The organism is Caulobacter sp. 05T431, from assembly GCF_056665975.1.
Genome location: NZ_JBFTKU010000018.1, coordinates 80,548 through 101,815 on the forward strand (window position 1 = coordinate 80,548; position 21,268 = coordinate 101,815).

General features: G+C 69.9%; 13 protein-coding genes. 6 read left to right on the forward strand and 7 right to left on the reverse strand.

All coding sequences use genetic code 11. The annotated features are described in order from the left end of the window. Window positions 1-330 precede the first annotated feature (330 nt). Window positions 331-2,541 (forward strand): DEAD/DEAH box helicase, encoded by a 2,211-nt coding sequence (locus AC1U89_RS16950; protein ID WP_479900844.1) that lies wholly within the window; start codon window positions 331-333, stop codon window positions 2,539-2,541. Window positions 2,542-2,575: 34 nt separating this feature from the next. Here the strand turns inward: AC1U89_RS16950 and AC1U89_RS16955 are convergent, their stop codons facing one another. From AC1U89_RS16955 to AC1U89_RS16965, 3 genes are all read right to left on the reverse strand, one after another. Beyond that, window positions 2,576-3,754 carry a BaiN/RdsA family NAD(P)/FAD-dependent oxidoreductase gene (locus tag AC1U89_RS16955; RefSeq protein ID WP_479900845.1) on the reverse strand — a complete coding sequence of 393 codons (1,179 nt, stop codon included), beginning with the start codon at window positions 3,752-3,754 and terminating at the stop codon, window positions 2,576-2,578. 184 nt (window positions 3,755-3,938) lie between these two features. After that, complete coding sequence (locus tag AC1U89_RS16960) at window positions 3,939-5,762, reverse strand: methyl-accepting chemotaxis protein (protein ID WP_479900846.1); 1,824 nt, start codon at window positions 5,760-5,762, stop codon at window positions 3,939-3,941. Window positions 5,763-5,852: 90 nt separating this feature from the next. After that, entirely contained in the window at window positions 5,853-6,659 is an 807-nt protein-coding gene (locus tag AC1U89_RS16965; protein WP_479900847.1) for an alpha/beta hydrolase, read from the reverse strand. Between the two features lie 121 nt (window positions 6,660-6,780). Here AC1U89_RS16965 and AC1U89_RS16970 point away from each other — a divergent pair, with 121 nt between their 5' ends. After that, window positions 6,781-8,109 carry an Hsp70 family protein gene (locus AC1U89_RS16970; protein ID WP_479900848.1) on the forward strand — a complete coding sequence of 443 codons (1,329 nt, stop codon included), beginning with the start codon at window positions 6,781-6,783 and terminating at the stop codon, window positions 8,107-8,109. Between the two features lie 126 nt (window positions 8,110-8,235). Further along, on the forward strand, window positions 8,236-9,489 hold the full coding sequence (locus AC1U89_RS16975; protein WP_479900849.1) for a glycosyltransferase: 1,254 nt from the start codon (window positions 8,236-8,238) through the stop codon (window positions 9,487-9,489). Here AC1U89_RS16975 and AC1U89_RS16980 read toward each other — a convergent pair. From AC1U89_RS16980 to AC1U89_RS16995, 4 genes are all read right to left on the reverse strand, one after another. Continuing rightward, complete coding sequence (locus tag AC1U89_RS16980) at window positions 9,383-10,297, reverse strand: glucosamine inositolphosphorylceramide transferase family protein (RefSeq protein WP_479900850.1); 915 nt, start codon at window positions 10,295-10,297, stop codon at window positions 9,383-9,385. The two genes, AC1U89_RS16975 and AC1U89_RS16980, sit on opposite strands and share 107 nt — an antisense overlap. Window positions 10,298-10,301: 4 nt before the next feature. Beyond that, a complete protein-coding gene (locus AC1U89_RS16985) occupies window positions 10,302-11,441 on the reverse strand; it encodes a heme-binding protein (protein WP_479900851.1) in 1,140 nt (379 codons plus the stop codon). Window positions 11,442-11,552: 111 nt separating this feature from the next. Then, window positions 11,553-14,240 carry a pyruvate, phosphate dikinase gene (ppdK, locus tag AC1U89_RS16990; protein ID WP_479900852.1) on the reverse strand — a complete coding sequence of 896 codons (2,688 nt, stop codon included), beginning with the start codon at window positions 14,238-14,240 and terminating at the stop codon, window positions 11,553-11,555. 313 nt (window positions 14,241-14,553) lie between these two features. Then, window positions 14,554-15,600, reverse strand: coding sequence for a carbohydrate porin (locus tag AC1U89_RS16995; RefSeq protein WP_479900853.1), 1,047 nt, complete (start codon window positions 15,598-15,600; stop codon window positions 14,554-14,556). Window positions 15,601-15,920: 320 nt separating this feature from the next. Here AC1U89_RS16995 and AC1U89_RS17000 point away from each other — a divergent pair, with 320 nt between their 5' ends. The 3 genes from AC1U89_RS17000 (at window position 15,921) to AC1U89_RS17010 (ending at window position 21,199) form a co-directional block, all read left to right on the forward strand. Further along, the gene (locus AC1U89_RS17000) at window positions 15,921-17,729 is read left to right on the forward strand and encodes a methyl-accepting chemotaxis protein (RefSeq protein WP_479900854.1); all 1,809 of its coding nucleotides are present in this window, start codon (window positions 15,921-15,923) and stop codon (window positions 17,727-17,729) included. A gap of 47 nt (window positions 17,730-17,776) precedes the next feature. Beyond that, window positions 17,777-19,462, forward strand: a complete 1,686-nt coding sequence (locus AC1U89_RS17005) for a sensor histidine kinase (protein WP_479900855.1) — start codon at window positions 17,777-17,779, stop codon at window positions 19,460-19,462. A 102-nt stretch (window positions 19,463-19,564) separates the two neighbouring features. Then, window positions 19,565-21,199, forward strand: a complete 1,635-nt coding sequence (locus AC1U89_RS17010) for a flavin-containing monooxygenase (protein WP_479900856.1) — start codon at window positions 19,565-19,567, stop codon at window positions 21,197-21,199. The last annotated feature ends 69 nt before the right edge of the window (window positions 21,200-21,268 follow it).

A 21,268-nucleotide genomic window follows, 5' to 3' on the forward strand; every position in this document is an offset into this window, starting at 1 on the left:
AATGTCGAGTTTTATACTTTACCATCAGGCAAGCTCGGCCCGCCCGACGGCGGCTGGAGTATGGCGACACGAGCGGGACACGCACGGGAGCCAAATCGCCACACCGATGCGATATTGCGCGCCCGCACTTGCATTTGGACGGGTTTTGCCTTCCTTAGGCCGCCCATCCGACCGCCCATCGTCGCGCCTCATCGGCATCCCGGCGAAAACGGTCTATTCTCTGAAGATATTGACCAAGAAGCGCGGTCCGTTTGGGGGTCGTCATTTGGTCGTGGTGCGGGCCGCGCGCGTTTGTGTGTGCGCCGTCCGCTTGAACGAACTGGACCCCGTATGCCCTTCCCCGCCTCCCACCCCGCTCTTGAGCGGGCTCTCGCCGCTCAAGGTTACGCCGAGCCCACCCCCGTCCAGGCCGCCGTGCTGGACGCCGACGCCGCCGACCGCGACCTCCTGGTCAGCGCCCAGACCGGCTCGGGCAAGACCGTCGCCTTCGGCCTGGCCGCCGCCCCCACCCTGCTGGGCGAGGCCGAGACCTTCGAGCGCGCCGCCGCGCCGCTGTGCCTGGTGATCGCCCCGACCCGCGAACTGGCCATCCAGGTCAATCGCGAGCTGACCTGGCTCTACGCCGAGGCCAAGGCCGTGGTCGTCAACTGCGTGGGCGGCATGGACGCCCGCCGCGAGCAGCGCGCCCTGAACTACGGCGCCCACATCGTGGTCGGCACCCCCGGCCGCCTGCGCGACCACATCGAGCGCGGCCACCTGGACCTGTCGGAGCTGAAGGTCGCCGTCCTCGACGAGGCCGACGAGATGCTGGACATGGGCTTCCGCGAGGACCTGGAGTTCATCCTGGACGCCGCGCCCAAGGAACGCCGCACCCTGCTGTTCTCGGCAACCCTGGCGCGCGACATCGTGCAACTGGCCAAGAGCTACCAGAACGACGCCGTCCGCATCGACACGATCGGCCGCAACGAACCGCACCGCGATATCGAGTACCGCGCCGTGCGCGTGGCCCCCAACGAGGTCGAGCACGCGGTCGTCAACCTGCTGCGCTATTTCGAAAGCCCCGGCGCCCTGGTGTTCGCCAACACCCGCGAAAGCGTCCGCTCGCTGCACGCCAAGCTGCGTGAGCGCGGCTTCGACGTGGTGGGCCTGTCGGGCGAGCTGAGCCAACGCGAGCGCGCCGACGCCCTGCAGGCCCTGCGCGACGGCCACGCCCGCGTCTGCGTCGCCACCGACGTCGCCGCCCGCGGCCTGGACCTGCCCGACCTGGGCCTGGTCATCCACGCCGAGCTGCCGGTCAACAAGGCCACCCTGCTGCACCGTTMGGGCCGCACGGGCCGGGCCGGCAAGAAGGGCGTCAGCGCCCTGGTCGTGCCCTACACCCGCCGCCGCAAGGCCGAGCAGCTGCTGATGGCCGCCGGCGTCGAAGGCCAGTGGGGCGGCGCCCCGACCGCCGACGAGATCCGCGTGAAGGACACCGAGCGCCTGCTCGACGACCCGATCTTCTCGGAAGCCTCGAACGAGGATGACGCCGGCCTGGTCGCCGCCATGCTGGAACGGCGCACGCCGGAAGAGCTGGCCGCCGCCCTGATCCGCGCCCGCCGCGCCAAGCTGCCGGCCCCGGAAGAGATCTACGACGATCCGCGCCACGGCGCCGATCCGGGTCCGCGGGCCCGCGCCGATCGCGGCGCCGACCGCTTCGCCGACCGCGAGCCGCGTGACTTCGGGGATCGTCCGGAACGCGAACCGCGCGCCGACATGGCCAACTCAGCCTGGTTCCGCCTCAACACCGGCCGCCGCAACAACGCCGACCCCAAGTGGCTGATCCCGCTGATCTGCCGACTGGGCCACATCACCAAGAAGGACATCGGCTCGATCCGGATCTTCGACTACGACACCAAGTTCGAGATCTCGGCCGAGGCGGAAGTGAAGTTCGGCGCCGYCGTCCAGGCCACCGTGCGCGACGACGTGACCATCACCCCGACCACGGCCCCGGCCGCCCGCGAGGCCGGTCCGCGCCGGGAGTACGCGCCGCGTCCGCCGCGTGACGACAACGACGCCCCGCGCCGCGACTTCAAGCCCCGCGCCCCGCGCGGCGACGACGACCGTGGCCCCCGCGCCCCACGTCCGTCTTCGTTCGGCGCCGACGGCGTCAGCAACGCCAAGCCCTACGCCCGCAACGAGGAACCCAAGCGCGACTACAAGCCGCGCGATCGCGACGAAGCCCCGAAGCGCGACTTCAAGCCCCGCGCCGAAGGTCCCAAGCGCGATTTCAAGCCGCGTGACGAAGCGCCCCGCGCCTATGCCGAGGCCGCCCCGCGTCGCGCCCCGCGCACCGACCGCGAGAGCGTGCCCTACGATCCGGCCGCCGCGCCGGAAAAGCCCTTCCGCAAGCCGCGCGTCGACGCCGGCGCCGGTCCGGCCAAGCCGTTCAAGGGCCCCAAGCCGTTCAAGGCCAAGGGTTCGTTCGGCGACAAGCCGGCGTTCGGCGCCAAGCCGGCCTTCGGTAAGAAGCCGGGTAAGGCGCCGTTCAAGAAGAAGTAGTTGAGCTCGTCCCTCCCCCACGGGGGAGGGACTGCTAGACCGCCTGCCCGGCGCACCAGCCCGACGCCCAGGCCCACTGGAAATTATACCCGCCCAGCCAGCCGGTGACGTCCACGACCTCGCCGATGAAGTACAGGCCGGGAGCGGCCTTGGCCTCCATGGTCCGCGAGTCCAGGCCGTCGGTGTCGACGCCGCCCAGGGTCACTTCGGCCGTGCGATAGCCTTCCGAGCCCACCGGCTTGAACGTCCAGGCATTGACCGTGGCGGCCACGCCGCGCAGCAGCACATCCGAACAGTCCGCCATGTTGCCGTAGGCCCCGGCGTCCTCGGCGATCAGCTGGGCCAGGCGCTTCGGCAGCAACTCGCCGAGCACGGTGGACAGCGCGCGCTTGGGTGTGGCCGTTCGGGCGGTCCGCAGCGTCTGGAAGACGTCGACGCCCGGGGCCATGTCGACGCTGATCTCGCCGCCCTCGCGCCAGTACGACGAAATCTGCAGGATCGACGGACCCGACAGCCCCCGGTGGGTGAACAGCATGGCCTCGGCGAATTTCGTCTTGCCGCTGGAAACCACCGYGTCCAAGGCCACGCCCGACAGGGGCGCCAGGCGCTCCAGGGTCTTGACCTCGAAGGTCAGCGGAACGAGCGCGGGCCGGGTCTCGACGATGTCCAGACCKAACTGCTGGGCGATCTCGTAGCCCAGGCMCGTCGCGCCCATCTTCGGGATCGACTTGCCGCCCGTGGCGACCACGACCGAGCGGCAGGTCACCGGACCGTTCGAGAAGCTGACCCGCCAGCCCTCCCCATCCTTGGCCACGCCCTTGACCTCGGTCTCCAGGCGCAGCGTCACGCCCGCCCCGTCCATCTCGGTMAGCAGCATCTCGATGACCTGCTTAGCCGAGCCGTCGCAGAACAGCTGACCCAGGGTCTTCTCGTGGAAGGCGATGCCGTATTTCTGGACCAGGGCGATGAAGTCGCTGGGCCGATAGCGCCGCAGGGCCGAAACACAGAATTTCGGATTGGCCGACAGGAAGTTGGCCGGAGCGGCGTTGACGTTGGTGAAATTGCAGCGCCCGCCGCCGCTGATCCGGATCTTCTCGCCGGGAGCCTTGGCGTGGTCGACGACCAGCACCTTGCGGCCCCGCTTGCCCGCCTCGATGGCGCACATCATGCCGGCCGCGCCGGCGCCCAGCACCACGACGTCGAAATCTTCCAAGGCCGCTGCCCTCTCTCTTGAGGGGCGTATCGACAGGAGGCCGGCCGCGAAGTCAATGCAGCGGCGATCAGACCGGCGTCGGCTCGTTCAGCACGAAGACGCCGATGCCGATCAGCAGCAGGACCAGGCCGCACCAGATCGACACCGCGATCCACCGGGCCCTGGCCAGACGGCGGGCCATCAGCTAGCCCGCGCGCCGCATCGGCTGGGCCGAGGCCTGGCCGCCGCTGACCTGGAAACGGCCCATCATCTGCACCAGGCCGCCGATCTCGGTCTTCAGCGCGTGGCTGACGGCGGTGGCCTGCTCGATCATGGCGGCGTTCTGCTGCACGCCCTGGTCCATCTGGTTCACGGCGCTGTTGACCTCGTGCAGGCTGGTGGCCTGCTCGCCTGCCGAGGCGGCCAGCTCCTTCACCAGGGCGTCGATCTCGCCCACCTTGAACACGATGCCTTCTAGGGCCTCGCCGGTCTGGCCGACCAGCTTGACGCCTTGGCCAACCTGGCCGGCCGAGGTCGAGATCAGGGTCTTGATCTCCTTGGCCGCTTCCGCCGAGCGCTGGGCCAGGGCCCGGACTTCCTGGGCGACGACCGCGAAGCCGCGGCCGGCGTCGCCGGCCCGGGCGGCTTCCACGCCCGCGTTCAGAGCCAGCAGGTTGGTCTGGAAGGCGATCTCGTCGATCACCCCGATGATCTGGCCGATCTGCTGGGAGGACTGCTCGATGCCGTTCATGGCCGCGACGGCGTCGCGGACGACGTCGCCCGAACGCTCGGCGTCCTCGCGGGTCGAGCCGACCACGCGGGCGGCGTCGTTGGCGCCCTGCGAGGCGCGGCGCACCGTGGCGGTGATCTCGTCCAGGGCCGCGGCGGTCTCTTCCAGGCTGGCGGCCTGTTGCTCGCTGCGGCGCGCCGTGTTGTCTGCGGCGGCGGTGATCTCGTCCGAGCTGCGGCCGATGCCGCCGACCGCCGTCAGGATCTGGCCCATGGCCTGGTCCAGGTGCTCCATGGCGCCGTTAAAGTCGGTGCGCAGCTGGCCGTAGCCTTCAGGGAACTGGTCGACGACGCGGACGGTCAGGTCGCCGCGCGACAGGCGCGCCAAGCCGGCGGCGATGCGTTCCATGACGAAGGCCTGGTCGCTGGCCGCGCCCTGGCTGGCCGCCTCGTTGCGACGACGCTCGTCTTCGCTGGCGGCGCTGATCCGTTGCTGCTCGGCTTCGGAGGTCCGCAAGGCCACGGCGTTGTCCCTGAACACCTGGACCGCGCGGGCCATCAGCCCGACCTCGTCCTTGCGGCCGGCGCCGGCCACTTCGACGTCGACCTCGCCCTGGGCCAGTGTGGTCATGGTTCGTGACAGCGAGGCCAGCGGACGCGAAATCTTCCGCGAGCCGATCCACAGCGCCAGGCCCATGCCGCCCAGGGCGGCGACCAGGCCCAGCACCATCATCGTCAGCGCGCCCTCGTTGGCCTTCTTGTTGGCGGTCGCCACCAGGGCGTCGGTCTCGACGTGATAGCCGTCGCCCCAGGCCTTGGCGTCCTTGGACAGGCTTTCGATGGCAGGATCGAGGGCGGAGAGGCGCGCGATGGCACCGGTGTCATCATTGGCCAAGCCCAGGTCGGCGGCGGCGCGGCCGTCGGCGTAGAGGGCGTCGATGCGCTGGCGGAAGCCGTCGGCGGTCGGGGCGATGCTCGGGTCGGCCTTGACCATCTTGTCCAGGCTGTCCTTGCCCTCGGCATAGACCTTGTCGAGTTCCTTGGAGGCCGACTGGGCGGCTTCCGACGCGCCGTCATAGGTGACCGCGCGGTGGGCGGCGTGGCCCATCATGCTCAGGCGGCGGCTGAAGCGGGCCGACTGGACCTCGGCCGGCGAGCGATGCTCGACCAGGACGCGCGTGGCGTCCTGCAGGCTCTTCTGCTGCCAGACGCCCATGCCCGTGCAGCCGAGGACGGCGACGGCCAGGATGGCGGAAGGCAGCAGAACCTTGGTCGAGATCTTGAGGTCGTCGAGACCCATGGCTTCCCCCGTCAGGCCTGACCGCAGGAACGCGCGTGGCCCATGTCATATAATTCGGGAGATTTTCCGCTCGGCGACGTGAAAGACGGGTTAACGCGGCGGAAACAGCCAAGGCAGGCCGGCCTTCGCCGACGGGTCGTAGATCGTGGAATGATGCTCGTTCGGCATGGGGTCGTAGCGCCACAGCAGGCCCTTGGGCGGCTTGGCTTTCAGCGCCGCCACGACCCGGTCGACGCCCGCCTGCATGGTCGTGCCCTCGTCGCCGATCGACAGGTAGAGCCGACGCCCGCCGAACTTCCCCTTGGCCAGCAAGGACGCGGCTTCGCGCGACAGGCTCTGGTCATCCCACCACAGGCTGGGGCTGGCGGCCAGGTAGGCGTCGAAGGCCTGGGGCTCGCGCAGGAAGGTCTCGACCACGAACAGTCCCGCCAGCGACTCGCCGATCAGGCCTTTGTGGCCGTTGACGCGATAACGCGCCTTCACCCAGGGCTGCAGTTCGTCGACCAGGAAGCGACGATACGCCGCGGAGCCGCCGGACTGCGGCAGCAGCTTCAGGTCGTCGGCGAAGGTCGCCGGGTGGGTCAGGTCGTGCTTGCGGTCGACGCCCTCGATCCCGACGACGATCATCGGCGCCGCGCGACCGGCCGCGACCGCCTCGGCGACGAAGTCGGTGATCTTGGGGAAATCCTCCTGAACCGTGCCGCCGTCCAGCAGGTACAGCACCGGGTACTTCCGCTTCGACCCGGCATAGCCCGGCGGCAGGGCGATATTGACGCGGCGCTGACCGCCCAGCACGTGGCTGTCGACCATGAACGTCCCGTCCGGCGTCACCGCGCGGGACATGGTGGGAACGAGGGCGGCGGCGGCCGTGGCGGCCAGGAATCGTCTGCGATGCATGCCTAGACCTTAGCCATGGAACACAGGTCGCCAAGGCCTCGCCGTCGAAACCGCCGCCCCGCGCTTGACGCCAGCGCCTGGAGGGTTAGGAACCCTGCCCTCCTCCCGACCAGGCGCTCCCATGACGTCCGTTCCCCAAGCGACGATCGGCATCGATTTCGGCACGACCAACACCGTGGTCTCGATGACCCACGGCGACGGCCCCGCCACGCTGGTCAAGTTCCCGACGGCCGGCGGCGACATCTTCGCCTTCCGGTCGGCGCTCAGCTTCCACGCCCTGATGGGCGCGGGCGGCCGTCCCAACACCCTGGTGACCGAGGCCGGCCCCTGGGCGATCGAGGCCTATGTCGAGGACCCGCTGGAGACCCGTTTCATCCAGTCGTTCAAGACCTTCGCCGCCAGCGCCGCCTTCACCGAGACCAAGATCCTCAACAAGCGCTACCTGTTCGAGGACCTGCTGTCGGACTTCCTGCTGAAGCTGAAGGGCCATGGCGGCGCGGCGATGGAGACCCTGCCCGCGCGGGTGATCGTCGGCCGTCCCGTGACCTTCGCCGGCGGCAATCCCGACGAGGCCCTGGCCCTGGCGCGCTACGAGGCCGGCTTCAAGCGCCTGGGCTTCACCGACATCCGCTACGCCTACGAGCCCGTCGGAGCGGCGTTCTTCTTCGCCCGCCAGCTGAAGCAGGACGCCACCGTGCTGGTCGCCGACTTCGGCGGCGGCACCAGCGACTTCTCAATCGTGCGGTTCGAGCGTGAAGACGGCAAGCTGCGCTCCACCGCCCTGGCCCGATCGGGCGTCGGGGTGGCCGGCGACGCTTTCGACTACCGGATCATCGACCAGCTGGTCTCGCCGGAGCTGGGCAAGGGCAGCCTGTACAAGGCGTTCGACAACCGCCTGCCGATCCCCCAGCGCTACTACACCGCCTTCGCCCGCTGGGATCAGCTGGCCCTGCTGCGCGCCTCCAAGGACATGCGCGACATCCGCGCCCTGGAGAGAACGGCCGTCGAGCCGGAGAAGATCGCCCGCCTGATCGAGGTGCTGGACGACAACCACGGCTACGCCCTCTACCGTTCGGTCTCGGCGTTGAAGGAGGCGCTGTCCAGCCAGGACGAGGCGACGTTCCGGTTCGAGGCGGGCTCGGTGCTGATCRAGAAGACCGTCAGGCGCGCGGACTTCGAGGGCTGGATCGCCCCCGAGCTGAAGGCCATCGAGATCGCCGTCGACCAGGCGCTGGAGCGTTCCGGCCTGGGGGCGGACCGCGTCGACCGCGTGTTCCTGACCGGCGGCAGCTCGTTCGTCCCGGCCGTCCGCGAGATCTTCGTGCGGCGCTTCGGGGCGGCCAAGATCGAGAGCGGCGGCGAGTTCGAGTCCATCGCCTCGGGCCTGGCCCTGATMGGCCGCGAGGACGACCTGGACCTCTGGAGCGAGCGCGCCGCCCCGACGACCTGAGGCCGCGAACGGAGCGGTTTCAAAATATTGCACATCCGCAACAAATCTTTCCGGTTCCGCCCGACCCGCGACGTCTAATCCTCAGTGGAAGTTGGAAGTCCGCGGTCCGCCCGCGCCCGACACGCCATGATGTCGAGGTCGGGGGACCTGCTGAAGATGGGCGACAACGCGCGCACGATMGCGATCGTGCTGCATGATCTGCCGTTGGGCGGTTCGGAACGGATCGCGGTGCGGCTGGCCAACCGCTGGGCGGCGCTGGGACGGCGGGTCACGCTGTTCTGCGGCTCGCGCCAAGGGCCTCTGGCCGATCTGATCCACGCCGAGGTCGAGATGGTCGAGGCCGATCCGCCGATCCCGCGCGGTCGCGGCTCGCGCAAGGCCCTGGGCAAGGCCGCGGCGGCCTTCGTCGCCCAGCACCGGCCCGACATCCTGTTCGTGCCCGGTAACTACCATTGGCCGGTCCTGCCCGGCGTCGACGCCCTGCCCGCCGACCAGCGCCCCGGCGTGGTCGCCCAGATCGGCACGCCGCTCTACCGCCACGGCCGCAGCGCCCTGGCCCAGATCCCGTACAATCTGAAGACCCGCTTCCAGCTGCGCCGCATCGACCGAGCGATCTCGCTGTCGGACAGCATGACCGACGACGCCAACCGCGCCCTGGGGCGCCGTGTCACCCAGTGCATCCGCCTGCCGGCCCTGGACGATGACGACCACGCCTTCGTGCCGCCGGCCGAGGGCAAGCTGATCCTGGCCGCCGGGCGGCTGGTCAAGGAGAAGGGCTTCGACGTCGCCCTGCGCGCCTTCGCCCTGCTGGACGATCCGGACGCCCGTCTGGTCATCGTCGGCGAAGGCGAACGCCGCGCCGAACTCGAGGCCCTGGCGGTCGAGCTAGGCGTCGCCGAGCGGGTGCACATGCCGGGCTACGTGCCCGACATCCGCCCTTGGCTGGAGCTGGCCCGCACCTTCCTGCTCACCTCCTGGTACGAGGGCTACGCGGCGGTGATCGTCGAGGCGCTGGGCGCGGGACGGCCGGTGGTCAGCACCGACTGCACGCCGGCGGCGCGCGAGCTGCTGGCGGACGGGCTGAACGGCCGCGTGGCGCCGATCGGCGACGCCTTCGCGCTGGCCGAGAGCCTGCGCGACGTGCTCGACGCGCCCGCCCCCGATCCCCGCGTCCTGGCCCGCGCGGTCGACGCCTATCGGCTGGGACCGATCGCCGAGGCCTATCTCGACGTGTTCGACACGGTGGTCGCCAAGCGCACCGGCCTCGCGACGGTCAAGCGGTTCGCGCCCTTCCCCGGACGCGCTTTGTCCATTCCCATCGGACGTCCAGCGCCAGCGAGCGCGGCGAGACTTCGAAGCGCTTGGCGTCGATCAGCGTGACAGGCCCCGCGGCCGACAGGGTGTGCAGCCCGTCGGTCAGTCTGCCGAAACTGGGCGGCGGCGTGATCGGCTCGTCCGCCTCGGCCTCGAACCTATCCGGCGTCAGGGTGGTGACCCGCAGCGCCCGGATCGCGCCGCCATAGGTCCGCCGGCAGTCCTGCATCGGCAGCACGATCGCCCCGTCGACGACGACGGGCGTTCCGCCGGGCCGTGAACTGGAGCGATCGAAGCGCACCGGATTGCCCGGATGCGGCGTCCACGGTCCGGTGATCCGGTCGGCCCAGGCCACGTGCAGCGCGCTGACCTTCTCGGCCTTGGTCGTGGCCGGGGTGTAGAACAGCCACCACCGCCCGCCGTCGAACACCGGGGTGGCGTCGATCGCCACCTGGTCCAGCTCGATCGTGCCGACCGGCGCCCACTTCGTCGGGAAGTCCTCGGCGCGGTACAGGGTCAGCCGCCCCGACTTGTGCGCCTCCGGCAGCATGTAGGTCTCGCCGCCCTCCTCGATGATGAAGGGGTACGACAAGTGCCAGGGCTCCTTCAGCGCCGGCTCGCGGCTCAGCAGCCTCAGGCCCGCGTCGAAGGTCAGCACCTCGATGGCGCCGACCCGGTCGCGATAGTCGTAGATCTCGGCGAAGACGTAGAGCCTGCCGTCGCGCCAGACACCGATCGGGTCGGCGAGGAAGCGCAAGGGTCCAGGGTCGGGAATCCAGGTCACCGGATGCTCGGCCAGGGCGCCCGGCTTCAGCAGGTCGGCCATCGGCGCGCGGACCAGGCCGACGCGCCACATGTCCTTCATCAGGCCCATGAGCTCAGTTCACCTTGCCGGCGAACCTGGCCAGGGCCTCGCGGGCGCAGGCGTCGGCGGTCTCGTGGGTGGTGTCGGCCACGGCCAGTCCACCCACCAGCTGGCCGCCCATGTGCAGCGGCAGCGACCCGGCGTGCGGGTTCAGTCGCTCGGGCTCGGCCTTGATCAGGGCGGCGAAGGCCGGGTCGATCTTCTCGCGCGGCTCCATGACGCTGCCGGGAGCGTCGAACTGCACGGCGGTGGCGGCCTTGCGCGGCGCGGCGACCGGCGGCTTGGGGCTGGCGGACGAGCGCAGCACGACCAGCGGATTGCCCTTGTCGTCGACCACGGCGGCGCTGACCGCCGCGCCCTTGGCGGCGCAGGCGTCGACGGCGGCGCGGGCCAGGTCGACCGAGAGCGGCAGGTCCAGGGCCGGGGCGGCGAAGGCGTCGGTGGGAACCACGCTCGCCAAGCCGGCCAGAGTCATCATCAGCGCCGTCACGGTCGCCCTGGCCGGCCGGACCACCGCCACCAGCCAGCCGCCGCCCCAAGGCGTGTTGACCGCCGCCTCGTCCAGAACCTGGCCCAGCCGCTTGAGCCGATGCCACAGCCGCAGGGGCTTGAGCGCCAGCCACATGGTCAGGCCCACTCCGCCGTCGGGCTTCAGGTTGGGGGCGTAGTGGGCGACTAGGTCCTCGACCTCGCCCAGGTGCTCAATGCATTCGGAGAACACGACCACGTCGAAGGCCTCGTCGCTGCGGAAGGTGCGGCCGTCGCCCAGCAAGAGCTCCACCTGGCCCGCCGCGCGCTCGGCCGACAGGCGCTCCAGGCCGCGCTCGACGGCGGGAGCCGAGAAGTCGACGCCGACATAGCGGGCCGGCGCATGCGATCGGAAGGCCTCGAACAACACGCCCTCCCCGGCCCCGATCTCGAGGATACGGGGATTGGGCCAGCGGTCGGCGATCATGGCGGCCAGCAGGCGATGGTGGTGGCGCTGGTCCGAGCGGGCCAGGCGGTCGTAGACGCCTTCGCGATATTCGCGATCCCACTTCTCGACCGGGGCCGCGACGATAGGCTTGTGGCGCTTGCGCATGAACAGCTCGCCCACCCACGGGCGGTCGAGCGAGACCATTTCCACGAACCGCCGCCAGCGCAGATAGGCCATGTTTCCCCCAGGATATCCTCGATACCCGGATAGGCGCCGACCTGTCCGCTGTCCAGCGTCTCTAGGCTGTCATCGCCGGGCGGGATCGGCCCGCCCGGCGATGGAAAGGCGTCAACCCTTGTTGGCCAGGGCCGCCTGGGCGGCGGCCAGGCGGGCGATCGGCACGCGGTAGGGCGAGCAAGACACGTAGTCCAGGCCGACCCGCTCGCAGAAGTCGATCGAGGCGGGGTCGCCGCCGTGCTCGCCGCAGATGCCCAGCTTGATCCCGGGTCGCGCAGCGCGGCCGCGCTCGGCGGCGATGCGGATCAGGTCGCCGACGCCTTCCTGGTCGAGGCTGACGAAGGGGTCCTTGTCGAAGATGCCCTTCTCGATATAGGCGCCCAGGAACTTGCCGGCGTCGTCGCGGCTGATGCCGAAGGTGGTCTGGGTCAGGTCGTTGGTGCCGAAGCTGAAGAACTCGGCGTTGGCGGCCAGGTCGCCGGCCCGCAGGGCGGCGCGCGGCAGCTCGACCATGGTTCCGACCGTGTACTGAAGATCGACGCCCTGCTCTTCCAGCACGGCCTTGGCGGTGCGGTCGGTCAGGTCGCGCAGGTACTTCATCTCCTCGCCCTTGGTGACCAGCGGGTGCATGATCTCGGGCACGGGCGCGGCCTTGCCCGACTTGGCGATGTCGCAGGCCGCCTCGACGATGGCCCGCACCTGCATCTCGTAGATTTCCGGGTACGAGACGCCCAGGCGGCAGCCGCGATGGCCCAGCATCGGGTTGGTTTCGTGCAGTTCCTTGGCCCGGCGCAGCAGCTTGGCGGCGTCCAGGCCCGTGGCCTCGGCCACCGCCCGAACGTCTTCCTCCGTATGCGGCAGGAATTCGTGCAGCGGCGGGTCGAGCAGGCGGATGGTGACCGGCAGGCCTTCCATGATCGTGAACAGCTCGACGAAGTCGGCCTTCTGGAAGGGCGCGATCTTGGCCAGGGCGGCGCGGCGGCCGGCTTCGTCGTCGGCCAGGATCATCTCGCGCACGGCGGCGATCCGGGTGTCGTCGAAGAACATGTGCTCGGTCCGGCACAGGCCGATGCCCTCGGCGCCGAAGCCGCGGGCGGTCTGGGCGTCCAGCGGGGTCTCGGCGTTGGCGCGGACCTTCAGGCGGCGGACCTCGTCGGCCCAGCCCATCAGGGTGGCGAAGTCGCCGGTCAGCTCGGGCTCGATCATCTTGGGCGAGCCGACCAGGATTTCGCCGGTCGAGCCGTCGATGGTGATGGTCTCGCCCGCCTTGAAGTCGCGGCCGCGCACCCGGAACAGGCCTTCCTTGGGGAAGATCGCCACGTCGCCGGCGCCGCTGACGCAGGCCCGGCCCATGCCGCGCGCCACGACGGCGGCGTGGCTGGTCATGCCGCCCCGGGCGGTGATGATGCCGCGGGCKGCGTGCATGCCGTGGATGTCCTCGGGGCTGGTCTCCTCGCGCACCAGGATCACGGCCTCGCCGCCGGCCGCGGCCTTCTCGGCGGCCTCGCTGTCGAACACGATCTTGCCGGTGGCCGCGCCGGGCGAGGCCGGCAGGCCCTTGGCGATGAGCTCGCGATGGGCGGTGGGATCGATGGTCGGGTGCAGCAACTGGTCCAGCGAGGCCGGCTCGACGCGGCCGATCGCTTCCTCGCGGGTGATCACGCCCTCGGCGGCCATGTCGACGGCGATCTTCAGGGCGGCCTTGGCGGTGCGCTTACCGCTGCGGGTCTGCAGCATGTAGAGCTTGCCCTGCTCGACCGTGAACTCGATGTCCTGCATGTCGCGGTAGTGGCGCTCCAGCGTCTCGACCACGGTCTTGAACTGGCCGAACACCTCCGGCATCGCCTCTTCCATCGAGGGGGCCGTGTCGCCCATCTCCTCGCGGGCGGCCTTGGTCAGGGACTGGGGCGTGCGGATGCCCGCCACCACGTCCTCGCCCTGGGCGTTGATCAGGAACTCGCCGTACAGGCGGCCGTCGCCGTTCGAGGGGTTGCGGGTGAAGGCCACGCCCGTCGCCGAGGTCTCGCCCATGTTGCCGAACACCATCGACTGGATGTTGACGGCGGTGCCCCAGGCCTCGGGGATGTCGTGCATGCGGCGATAGAACTTGGCCCGGTCGTTCATCCAGCTGGCGAACACCGCGCCGACCGCGCCCCACAGCTGCTCCTGGGCGTCCTGCGGGAAGGGCTTGCCCAGGGCGTCGCGCACGGCGGCCTTGTAGTCCTTGATCACCGCGGCCCAGTCGTCGGCGGTCAGGGCCGTGTCGACGGTGACGTCCAGGCGATCCTTGTGGTCGTCCAGGATCTCCTCGAACATGTGGTGCTCCAGGTCGAGCACGACGTTCGAGTACATCTGGATGAAGCGGCGATAGCTGTCATAGGCGAAGCGACGGTCGCCCGACAGCTTGGCCAGGCCCTCGACGGTCTCGTCGTTGAGGCCCAGGTTGAGGACTGTGTCCATCATGCCCGGCATCGAGGCCCGGGCGCCCGAGCGCACCGAGACCAGCAGCGGGTTGGCGACGTCGCCGAACGTCTTGCCGGTCAGGCTCTCGACCTTGGCCAGGCCGGCCTCGACCTGCTGCGCCAGCTCGGCCGGGTACTGCTTGCCGTTGGCGTAATAGTGAACGCACGCCTCGGTAGTCACCGTGAAGCCCGGCGGCACCGGCAGGCCCAGGGACGACATCTCCGCGAGATTGGCCCCCTTCCCGCCCAGCAGGTTCTTCATCTTGGCGTCGCCGTCGGCGCCGCCTCCCCCGAACGAATAGACCCACTGCGTCTTGGTCAGCGTATCAACCGGCATTTCTTGTTCACCCTGCGATAAGTGAAAAAGCCGGCGGCCCTCTTATGGAGCCGTCCTGGCTTGGGACAGTGAGCGTTAACGCCCATCCCGCACTGCAATATCCGGGCGTTCAGTAGCACCTTGTCAAAGAAGCCGTCCACCGACGGTTTTCCGTTCGCAGTCTAAACCGAAATTTCGGCAAATTCTTCCAATGACAACGTTGTCCTGTTCGAGATTTGCGCGAATACCGGCGTGATCGAACACCACCCCGAGTCTTGGGCGGCGCCGAAGGCGTCGCGCCTCGCCATGCTTAAGCTGGCGGGCGCGCGTCGTTCTAGAACAGGTTGATGGTCAGCCGCAGTGCAGCCACGACCACCGTCCCGGCGTCTCGATCACCGCCGGCGCGGCGGATCACCTGCAGATCCGGCTGCAGGGACACCCGGGGCGCGACCTTGTCCGAATACGTGATCTCGACGCTGGATTCGGCGTCGGCGGGCGTGACGCCGGCGTCCAGGGTGTTGGCGCGCTGTTTGGACGACAGCCGCCCCTGCTCCACCCCGATCGAGAACGCGCTCTCGGGACGCGAGGCGAAGACCCGCTCGACCAGCACCCCGGCCTGCCAGCCCGAGCTGAAGGGCGTGGTGTCGCCGTCCGAGAAGCCCAGGCGGGCGAAGCCCCGCACGGATCGGCCGCTCTCGCCGCCGTCGACGAACGGATACTCGGCCAAGACATAGCCGCCCCGCGCCTTGCTCAGCGCCGGATCCCCGTTGGCGTCCAATGCGCGCAGGTCCGGCTGGCGCTCGGTGTAGAACCAGCCTCCGGCCGCCAGCCGCCAGCTGTCGCCGAACCCGGCCTCGGCGATGATCAGGGCGCCGTTGTCGAAGCTGGTCGACGGTCCGTCCGGATCGCCGACCGTCCCCGCATGGGCGTTGAGCGCGGCGGCCTGGAGATAGGCGCCCTTGCCGCCCTCGATCCTGGCGCGCACGGCCAAGGCCGTGGACGGGAAGATCGACGGGCCGTTCGGGCCGGTCGAGGCGAACTCCGAGCCGATGCCGAACGGCGGCGCCAGCAGCAGGCCCGAGGCCTCGGTCGAGTAGAACTCGCTGTTGAGGTCGTAGAGCCCGGCCAGCACCGAGCCGTGGTCGTCGGCGAACTTGGACTGGACCCAGAGCTCGTAGAGCCGCGCGCGCGGCCGGGCGACCTCGATGTTGTCGATCCCCTGCAGCGTGCCGGCCAGGTCGTTGGGCGCGCCGCCGCTGTTGTTGAGCAGGTAGCCGTGCACCGTGGCCCCGCGCCAGCCGACCAGCTTCTCCAGGTCGCCGTCAACAATCACGTCGAGATTGTCCAAGGCCCGGCCGGCGTGGGCCGTCCCTCCGTGCACCGTCCCCGCGACGTCCGCCGTATAGGTGACCTCATGGGTCCAGGCGCCTTGCCCGGCCTCGGTTTCTGCCCAGGCGGCCGCGCTGGACGAGACGCCAATTGCGAATGCCGCGCAAGAACAGATTGATCTAATCGAAGTCATAGCCCTGCCCCATCAACACGAGGACAAGTACCGGCTCGACTTGAAGCACCTCTTAAAGTTTCCCGGGCGCGGCCTTTTGTCTCAGGCGCGACATTTGAACCTCCAAACATGCATGGCGAAGACGCCGTTAACCCCATTGGGAGAAGCTGACCAAATCTAAACGGCGCGCGAGGGCGGCTATGCTTCGGACGATCAACCACAAGGTGATGGGCGCGGGCGCGGCCGTCATGGTGCTGTGCACGGCCAGCGCCGGAGCGGGCCTGTGGTCCACCACGCGCCTGGACGCCGCCCTGCAAGACGCCAACGTGTCGGCGGCCGTGCTGCGCAACCACATGGAAGCCGACATGATGCACGACGCCCTGCGCGCCGACGTCCTGTCGAGCCAGCTGTCGGACGACACCGGTTCGGGCGTCGACATCGCCGGCACCCGCAAGGACCTGACCGCCCACGTCGCCAACTTCCGCAAGGCGATCGCCGACAACGACGCCCTGGCCACCGACCCGGCCAGCCGCGCCGCCCTGGCCGAGGTCAAGGCCCCTCTCGACACCTACATCAAGTCGGCCGGCCAGATGGTCGACCTGGCCGCGACCGACCGGACCCAGGCCATCGCCGCCATGCCGAGCTTCATGAAGCAGTTCTCGACGCTGGAAGGCGCGATGAGCCAGGCCTCGGACAAGATCGAGGCGGCCTCGAACGCCGCCGCGCTGCGCGCCAAGGCCGTGGCCCGGTTCTCCGAGATCCTGATGACCGCCGCCGTGGTGGCGGGGATGATCTTCGCCGGCATCCTGATCGTGATCTCGCGCGCCGCCATCGTGCGGCCGGTGCTGAACCTGGCCAACGACATGCGCCGCATGGCCGCCGGCCAGAACGACATCACTGTCTCGGGCGCCGGGCGTCCGGACGAGATCGGCKAGATGGCCAAGAGCGTCGAGGTGTTCCGCCAGTCGGGCATCGAGCGCGCCCGCCTGGAAGCCGAGGCCGCCGGCTTCCAGCAGGAGCTGGACCGCAAGCTGCGCGACATGGAGGCCGCCTTCGAGCTGGCCGGCCGTGAGCAGAAGGCCGTGGTCGACGTCATGGCCAAGGGCCTGTCCAGCCTGGCCGGCGGCGACCTGTCCACCCGCATCGCCGCCCAGGTGGCCAGCGACTACATGGCGCTGAAGAACGACTTCAACGCCGCCGCCGAGGGCCTGGAGAACGCCATCCGCACGATCTCGGGCGTCGCCTCGCAGATCGGCTCGGGCACCCAGGAGATCGCCCAGGCCTCCAATGACCTGTCGCGCCGCACCGAGCAGCAGGCCGCCAGCCTTGAGGAAACCGCCGCGGCGCTCGACGAGATCGCCGCCACCGTGCGCCAGACCGCCGACGGCGCCACCCGCGCCACCACCGAGGTCGCGTCGGCTCGCACCGACGCCGAGCGCTCGGGTCAGGTGGTCGGCCAGGCCGTCGCGGCCATGGGCGCCATCGAGGACTCCTCGCGCCAGATCACCCAGATCATCGGGGTCATCGACGAGATCGCCTTCCAGACCAATCTGCTGGCCCTGAACGCCGGCGTCGAAGCGGCGCGGGCCGGCGACGCGGGCCGCGGCTTCGCCGTGGTGGCCCAGGAAGTCCGGGCCCTGGCCCAACGCTCGGCCGAGGCCGCCAAGGAGATCAAGACCCTGATCTCGACCTCCACCCAGCAGGTCGAGACCGGCGTGGACCTGGTCGGCCAGACCGGCGAGGCCCTGGGCCGCATCGTCGGCCGCGTGGCCGCCATCGACGATCTGGTGCGCCAGATCAGCTCGTCCAGCCAGGAACAGGCCTCGGGCCTCGCCGAGGTCAACACCGCCGTCAACCACATGGACCAGGTGGTGCAGCAGAACGCCGCCATGGTCGAACAGGCCACCGCCGCGACCCATTCGCTGAAGGGCGAGACGGCCCAGCTGGTCTCGCTGGTCGGGCGCTTCAAGATCGGCGGCGGGCGCGAAGCCCTGCGGATGGCGGGCTAAACGGTCGCTGCGGCCAAGAGCCGCGCACGCCGCCCGTGGAGCGGAAAATGAGCTATGCCAAAGGCATGGCGTGGCTCAATCCCCCTTCCCTGACGCGCGGGCTGCGGTCGATCCACTGGATCGTCGGAGCCAGCGTCATCCTGGTCGCCGTTTCCGTCGTGGGCAGCCTGGCCCTGATGCTGTTCGCCGCCCGCTCGCTGGACCGGATGGAGAGCCAGGACGAGCACCAGCTGGTCCAGCGCACGATCCAGCGCGACCTCAACCGCATGGCCCGCGACCTGACCTCGGCGACCGTCTGGGACGACGCCGCCAAGGCCATGGGCCCACCCGTCGACCGAGCCTGGGCCGACGTCAACTTCGCCGCCTACTACCACCAGTATTTCGGGCACGACCTGACGTTCGTCGTCCGCGACGGCCAGGTGATCTACAGTTCGCTGGCCGGAGCGCGCGTGTCGGCGACAGCCCTGGGCGCCCTGCCCCGCGACGCGGCGCCGCTGATCGCCCGCGTCGCCGCCAAGGCCGGCTCCGCCCACGCGGCCAGACGCTTCAGCCTGGAAGGCTCGACCGCGGAAGGCGGCCTGGTCCGCTCCGGCGACGAGGTCTATCTGGTGGTGGCCGCCGACGCGATCGCCGAAACCCCCGGCATGGCCCGGCTCACCCGGGACATTCCGCCCGCCGTGGTCGTCACCGCGCGCCGGGTCGGCGCCGGCTATACGCGCGGCCTGCAGAACGACCTGGGCATCGAGGGCCTGACCCTGTCGCCCGCGACCGCCCCCAGCGTGTCCAGCGTGCCGCTGGTCGACATCTCTGGCCGCCCGGTCGGGTCGCTGGCCTGGCCGGCGCGCGATCCGGGCATGTCGCTGCTGAAGGCTGGAGCGCCCTGGCTGGCCCTGGGCTTCGTCATCCTGGCCGTCGCGGCGGTCGTGCTGCTGCTGCGGATCACCGAAGCCCTGAACAGGCTGGCCGCCAGCCAGCGGGCCCTGATCGCGGCCAAGGACGACGCCGAGGCCGCCAACGCCGCCAAGACCCAGTTCCTGGCCAATATGAGCCATGAGATCCGCACCCCGCTGAACGGCGTGCTGGGCATGACCCAGGTCATGCGGGCCGACCAACTGCCCGAACGCCAGCGCAATCGGCTGGATGTGATCCACAATTCGGGCGAGGCGCTGCTGGCCCTGCTCAACGATATCCTCGACATGGCGCGGCTCGAAGGCGGCGGGGTCCGGCTGCGCGCCGAACCGTTCGAACCGGCCGCCCTGGTCGAGGCGACCTGCGCCCTGTTCTCCGGCGCGGCGACCAACAAGGCCATCGCCCTGTCGTTCGACCTGGCCCCTGGCTGCGACGGGGCCTGGATCGGCGATCCGATCCGCCTGCGACAGGTGCTGGGCAACCTGGTCGCCAACGCCGTGAAGTTCACCCGCCAGGGCTCGGTGCGGATCGTCGTGTCGCCCTCGGAGACCGGCCTGCGGTTCGAGGTGCGCGACACCGGTCCGGGCATCGCGCCGGAACATCGCCCGCGACTGTTCAAGATCTTCTCGCAGGTCGACGGCTCCCTGACCCGCGCCCACGAGGGTTCGGGCCTGGGGCTGGCGATCTGCCGCGACCTGGTCGCCCTGATGGGCGGCGTGATCGGCGTCGACAGTGTTCCGGGCCGTGGCTCGACCTTCCATTTCGACGTGCCGCTGCAGCGCGCGTGGACCGAGCGCCCCGCCCTGCGCGTGGTCGGCGGATAGCGGTCCGGCCAACAACACGGATGGACTGCCCCTAGGGCAGTTCCGTAGCCTCGACTCCACCGGTCGTCCCCAGGGGCGGAAACAAGAACCGGGGAGGAAACCATGGCGTCAGTATCGACCGCGAGCGCGGCCGCTCGCGAAGCCGTCCGCACTCCCGCCCACGCGCCGCTGGACGCGGTGGTCGTCGGCGCCGGCTTCGGCGGGCTCTACATGGTCCACAGGCTGCGCGAGGCGGGTCTTTCGGTCCAGGGGATCGAGGCCGCCGGCGACGTCGGCGGGACCTGGTGGTGGAACCGCTATCCCGGCGCGCGCTGCGACATCCCCAGCCTGCTCTATTCCTACACCTTCTCGGACGACCTCCAGGCCGAATGGCGGTGGACCGAGAAATACGCCACCCAGCCCGAGATTCTGGCCTACGCCCAGCACGTGGCCGACCGCTTCGACCTGCGCCCGTCCTTCTTGTTCGACACCCGCGTGGTCTCGGCGATCTTCGACGAGGACGCCAAGCTCTGGCGGGTGACCACCGACCGGGGCGACCAGGTCACCGCCCGGTTCTGCGTGATGGCCACCGGCTGCCTGTCGGCCCCGCGCGGCCTGGACCTGCCCGGCGCCGAGACCTTCCGGGGCCAGACCCTGGTCACCGGCCTGTGGCCGCACCAGCCCGTCGACTTCACCGGCAAGCGGGTGGCGGTGATCGGCACCGGCTCGTCGGCGGTGCAGTCCACGCCGCTGATCGCCGAGCAGGCCGACCAGGTCTACGTGTTCCAGCGCACGCCCAACTACAGCCTGCCCGCCCTGAACGCCCCGCTGACCGACGAGGAGGTGGCCGGCTTCCGGGCCAATTTCCCGATGTACGTCGAGCTGCTGCGCAGCGGCCAGCCGCCCCTGCCCATCCCGCCGGCCGACTACGTGCCGTCCGACGAGGAGCTGAACGCCCTGGTCGAGCAGTTGTGGAACGGCTGGGGCCTGATCTCGGCCGTGCAGATCCCCAACATCGTGCGCGACGAGCGCTGCAACCAGGCGGCCGGCGACTTCGTGCGGGCCAGGATCGCGCAGACTGTCAAGGACCCGACCCTGGCCGAGAAGCTGACCCCGCGCGACTTCCCGATCATGACCAAGCGCGCCTGCGTCGACACCGGCTATTACGAGACCTTCAACCGCGACAATGTCGAGCTGATCGACCTGCGCGAGACGCCGATCGAGGCGATCACGCCGGCGGGGGTGCGCACCAGCGCGCGGGAATACGCCGTCGACGTGATCGTCAGCGCCCTGGGCTTCGACGCCATGACCGGGGCCCTGCTGCGGATGGACATCCGCGGTCGCGGCGGCCGCCCCCTGGCCGAGGCCTGGGCCGAGGGGCCCAAGACCTATCTGGGCCTGGCCGTGGCGGGCTTCCCCAACCTGTTCACGGTCACCGGCCCGGGCAGCCCGTCGGTGCTGACCAACGTCCTGACCGCCTGCGAGCAGCATGTGGACTGGATCATGGACGCCATAGCCCACGTGCGGAGCACCAACGCCGCGACGCTGGAGGCGACGGACCAGGCCCAGGAAGACTGGGTGGCCCACGTCAACGACGAGGCCGACAAGACCCTCTTCCCCCGCGCGGCCTCCTGGTACATGGGCGCCAACATCGAGGGGAAGCCCCGGGTGTTCATGCCCTATGTCGGCGAGGGCTATAAAATCCATTGCGACACGGTCGCGGCTGAGGGTTATCCGGGGTTCGCGCTTGGGTCCTGAGTCATGAATCCGACTTAGATGAGATTGTTTCGCAATTTGATTTGACCTGACGTCCCAGCCGTGACTGAA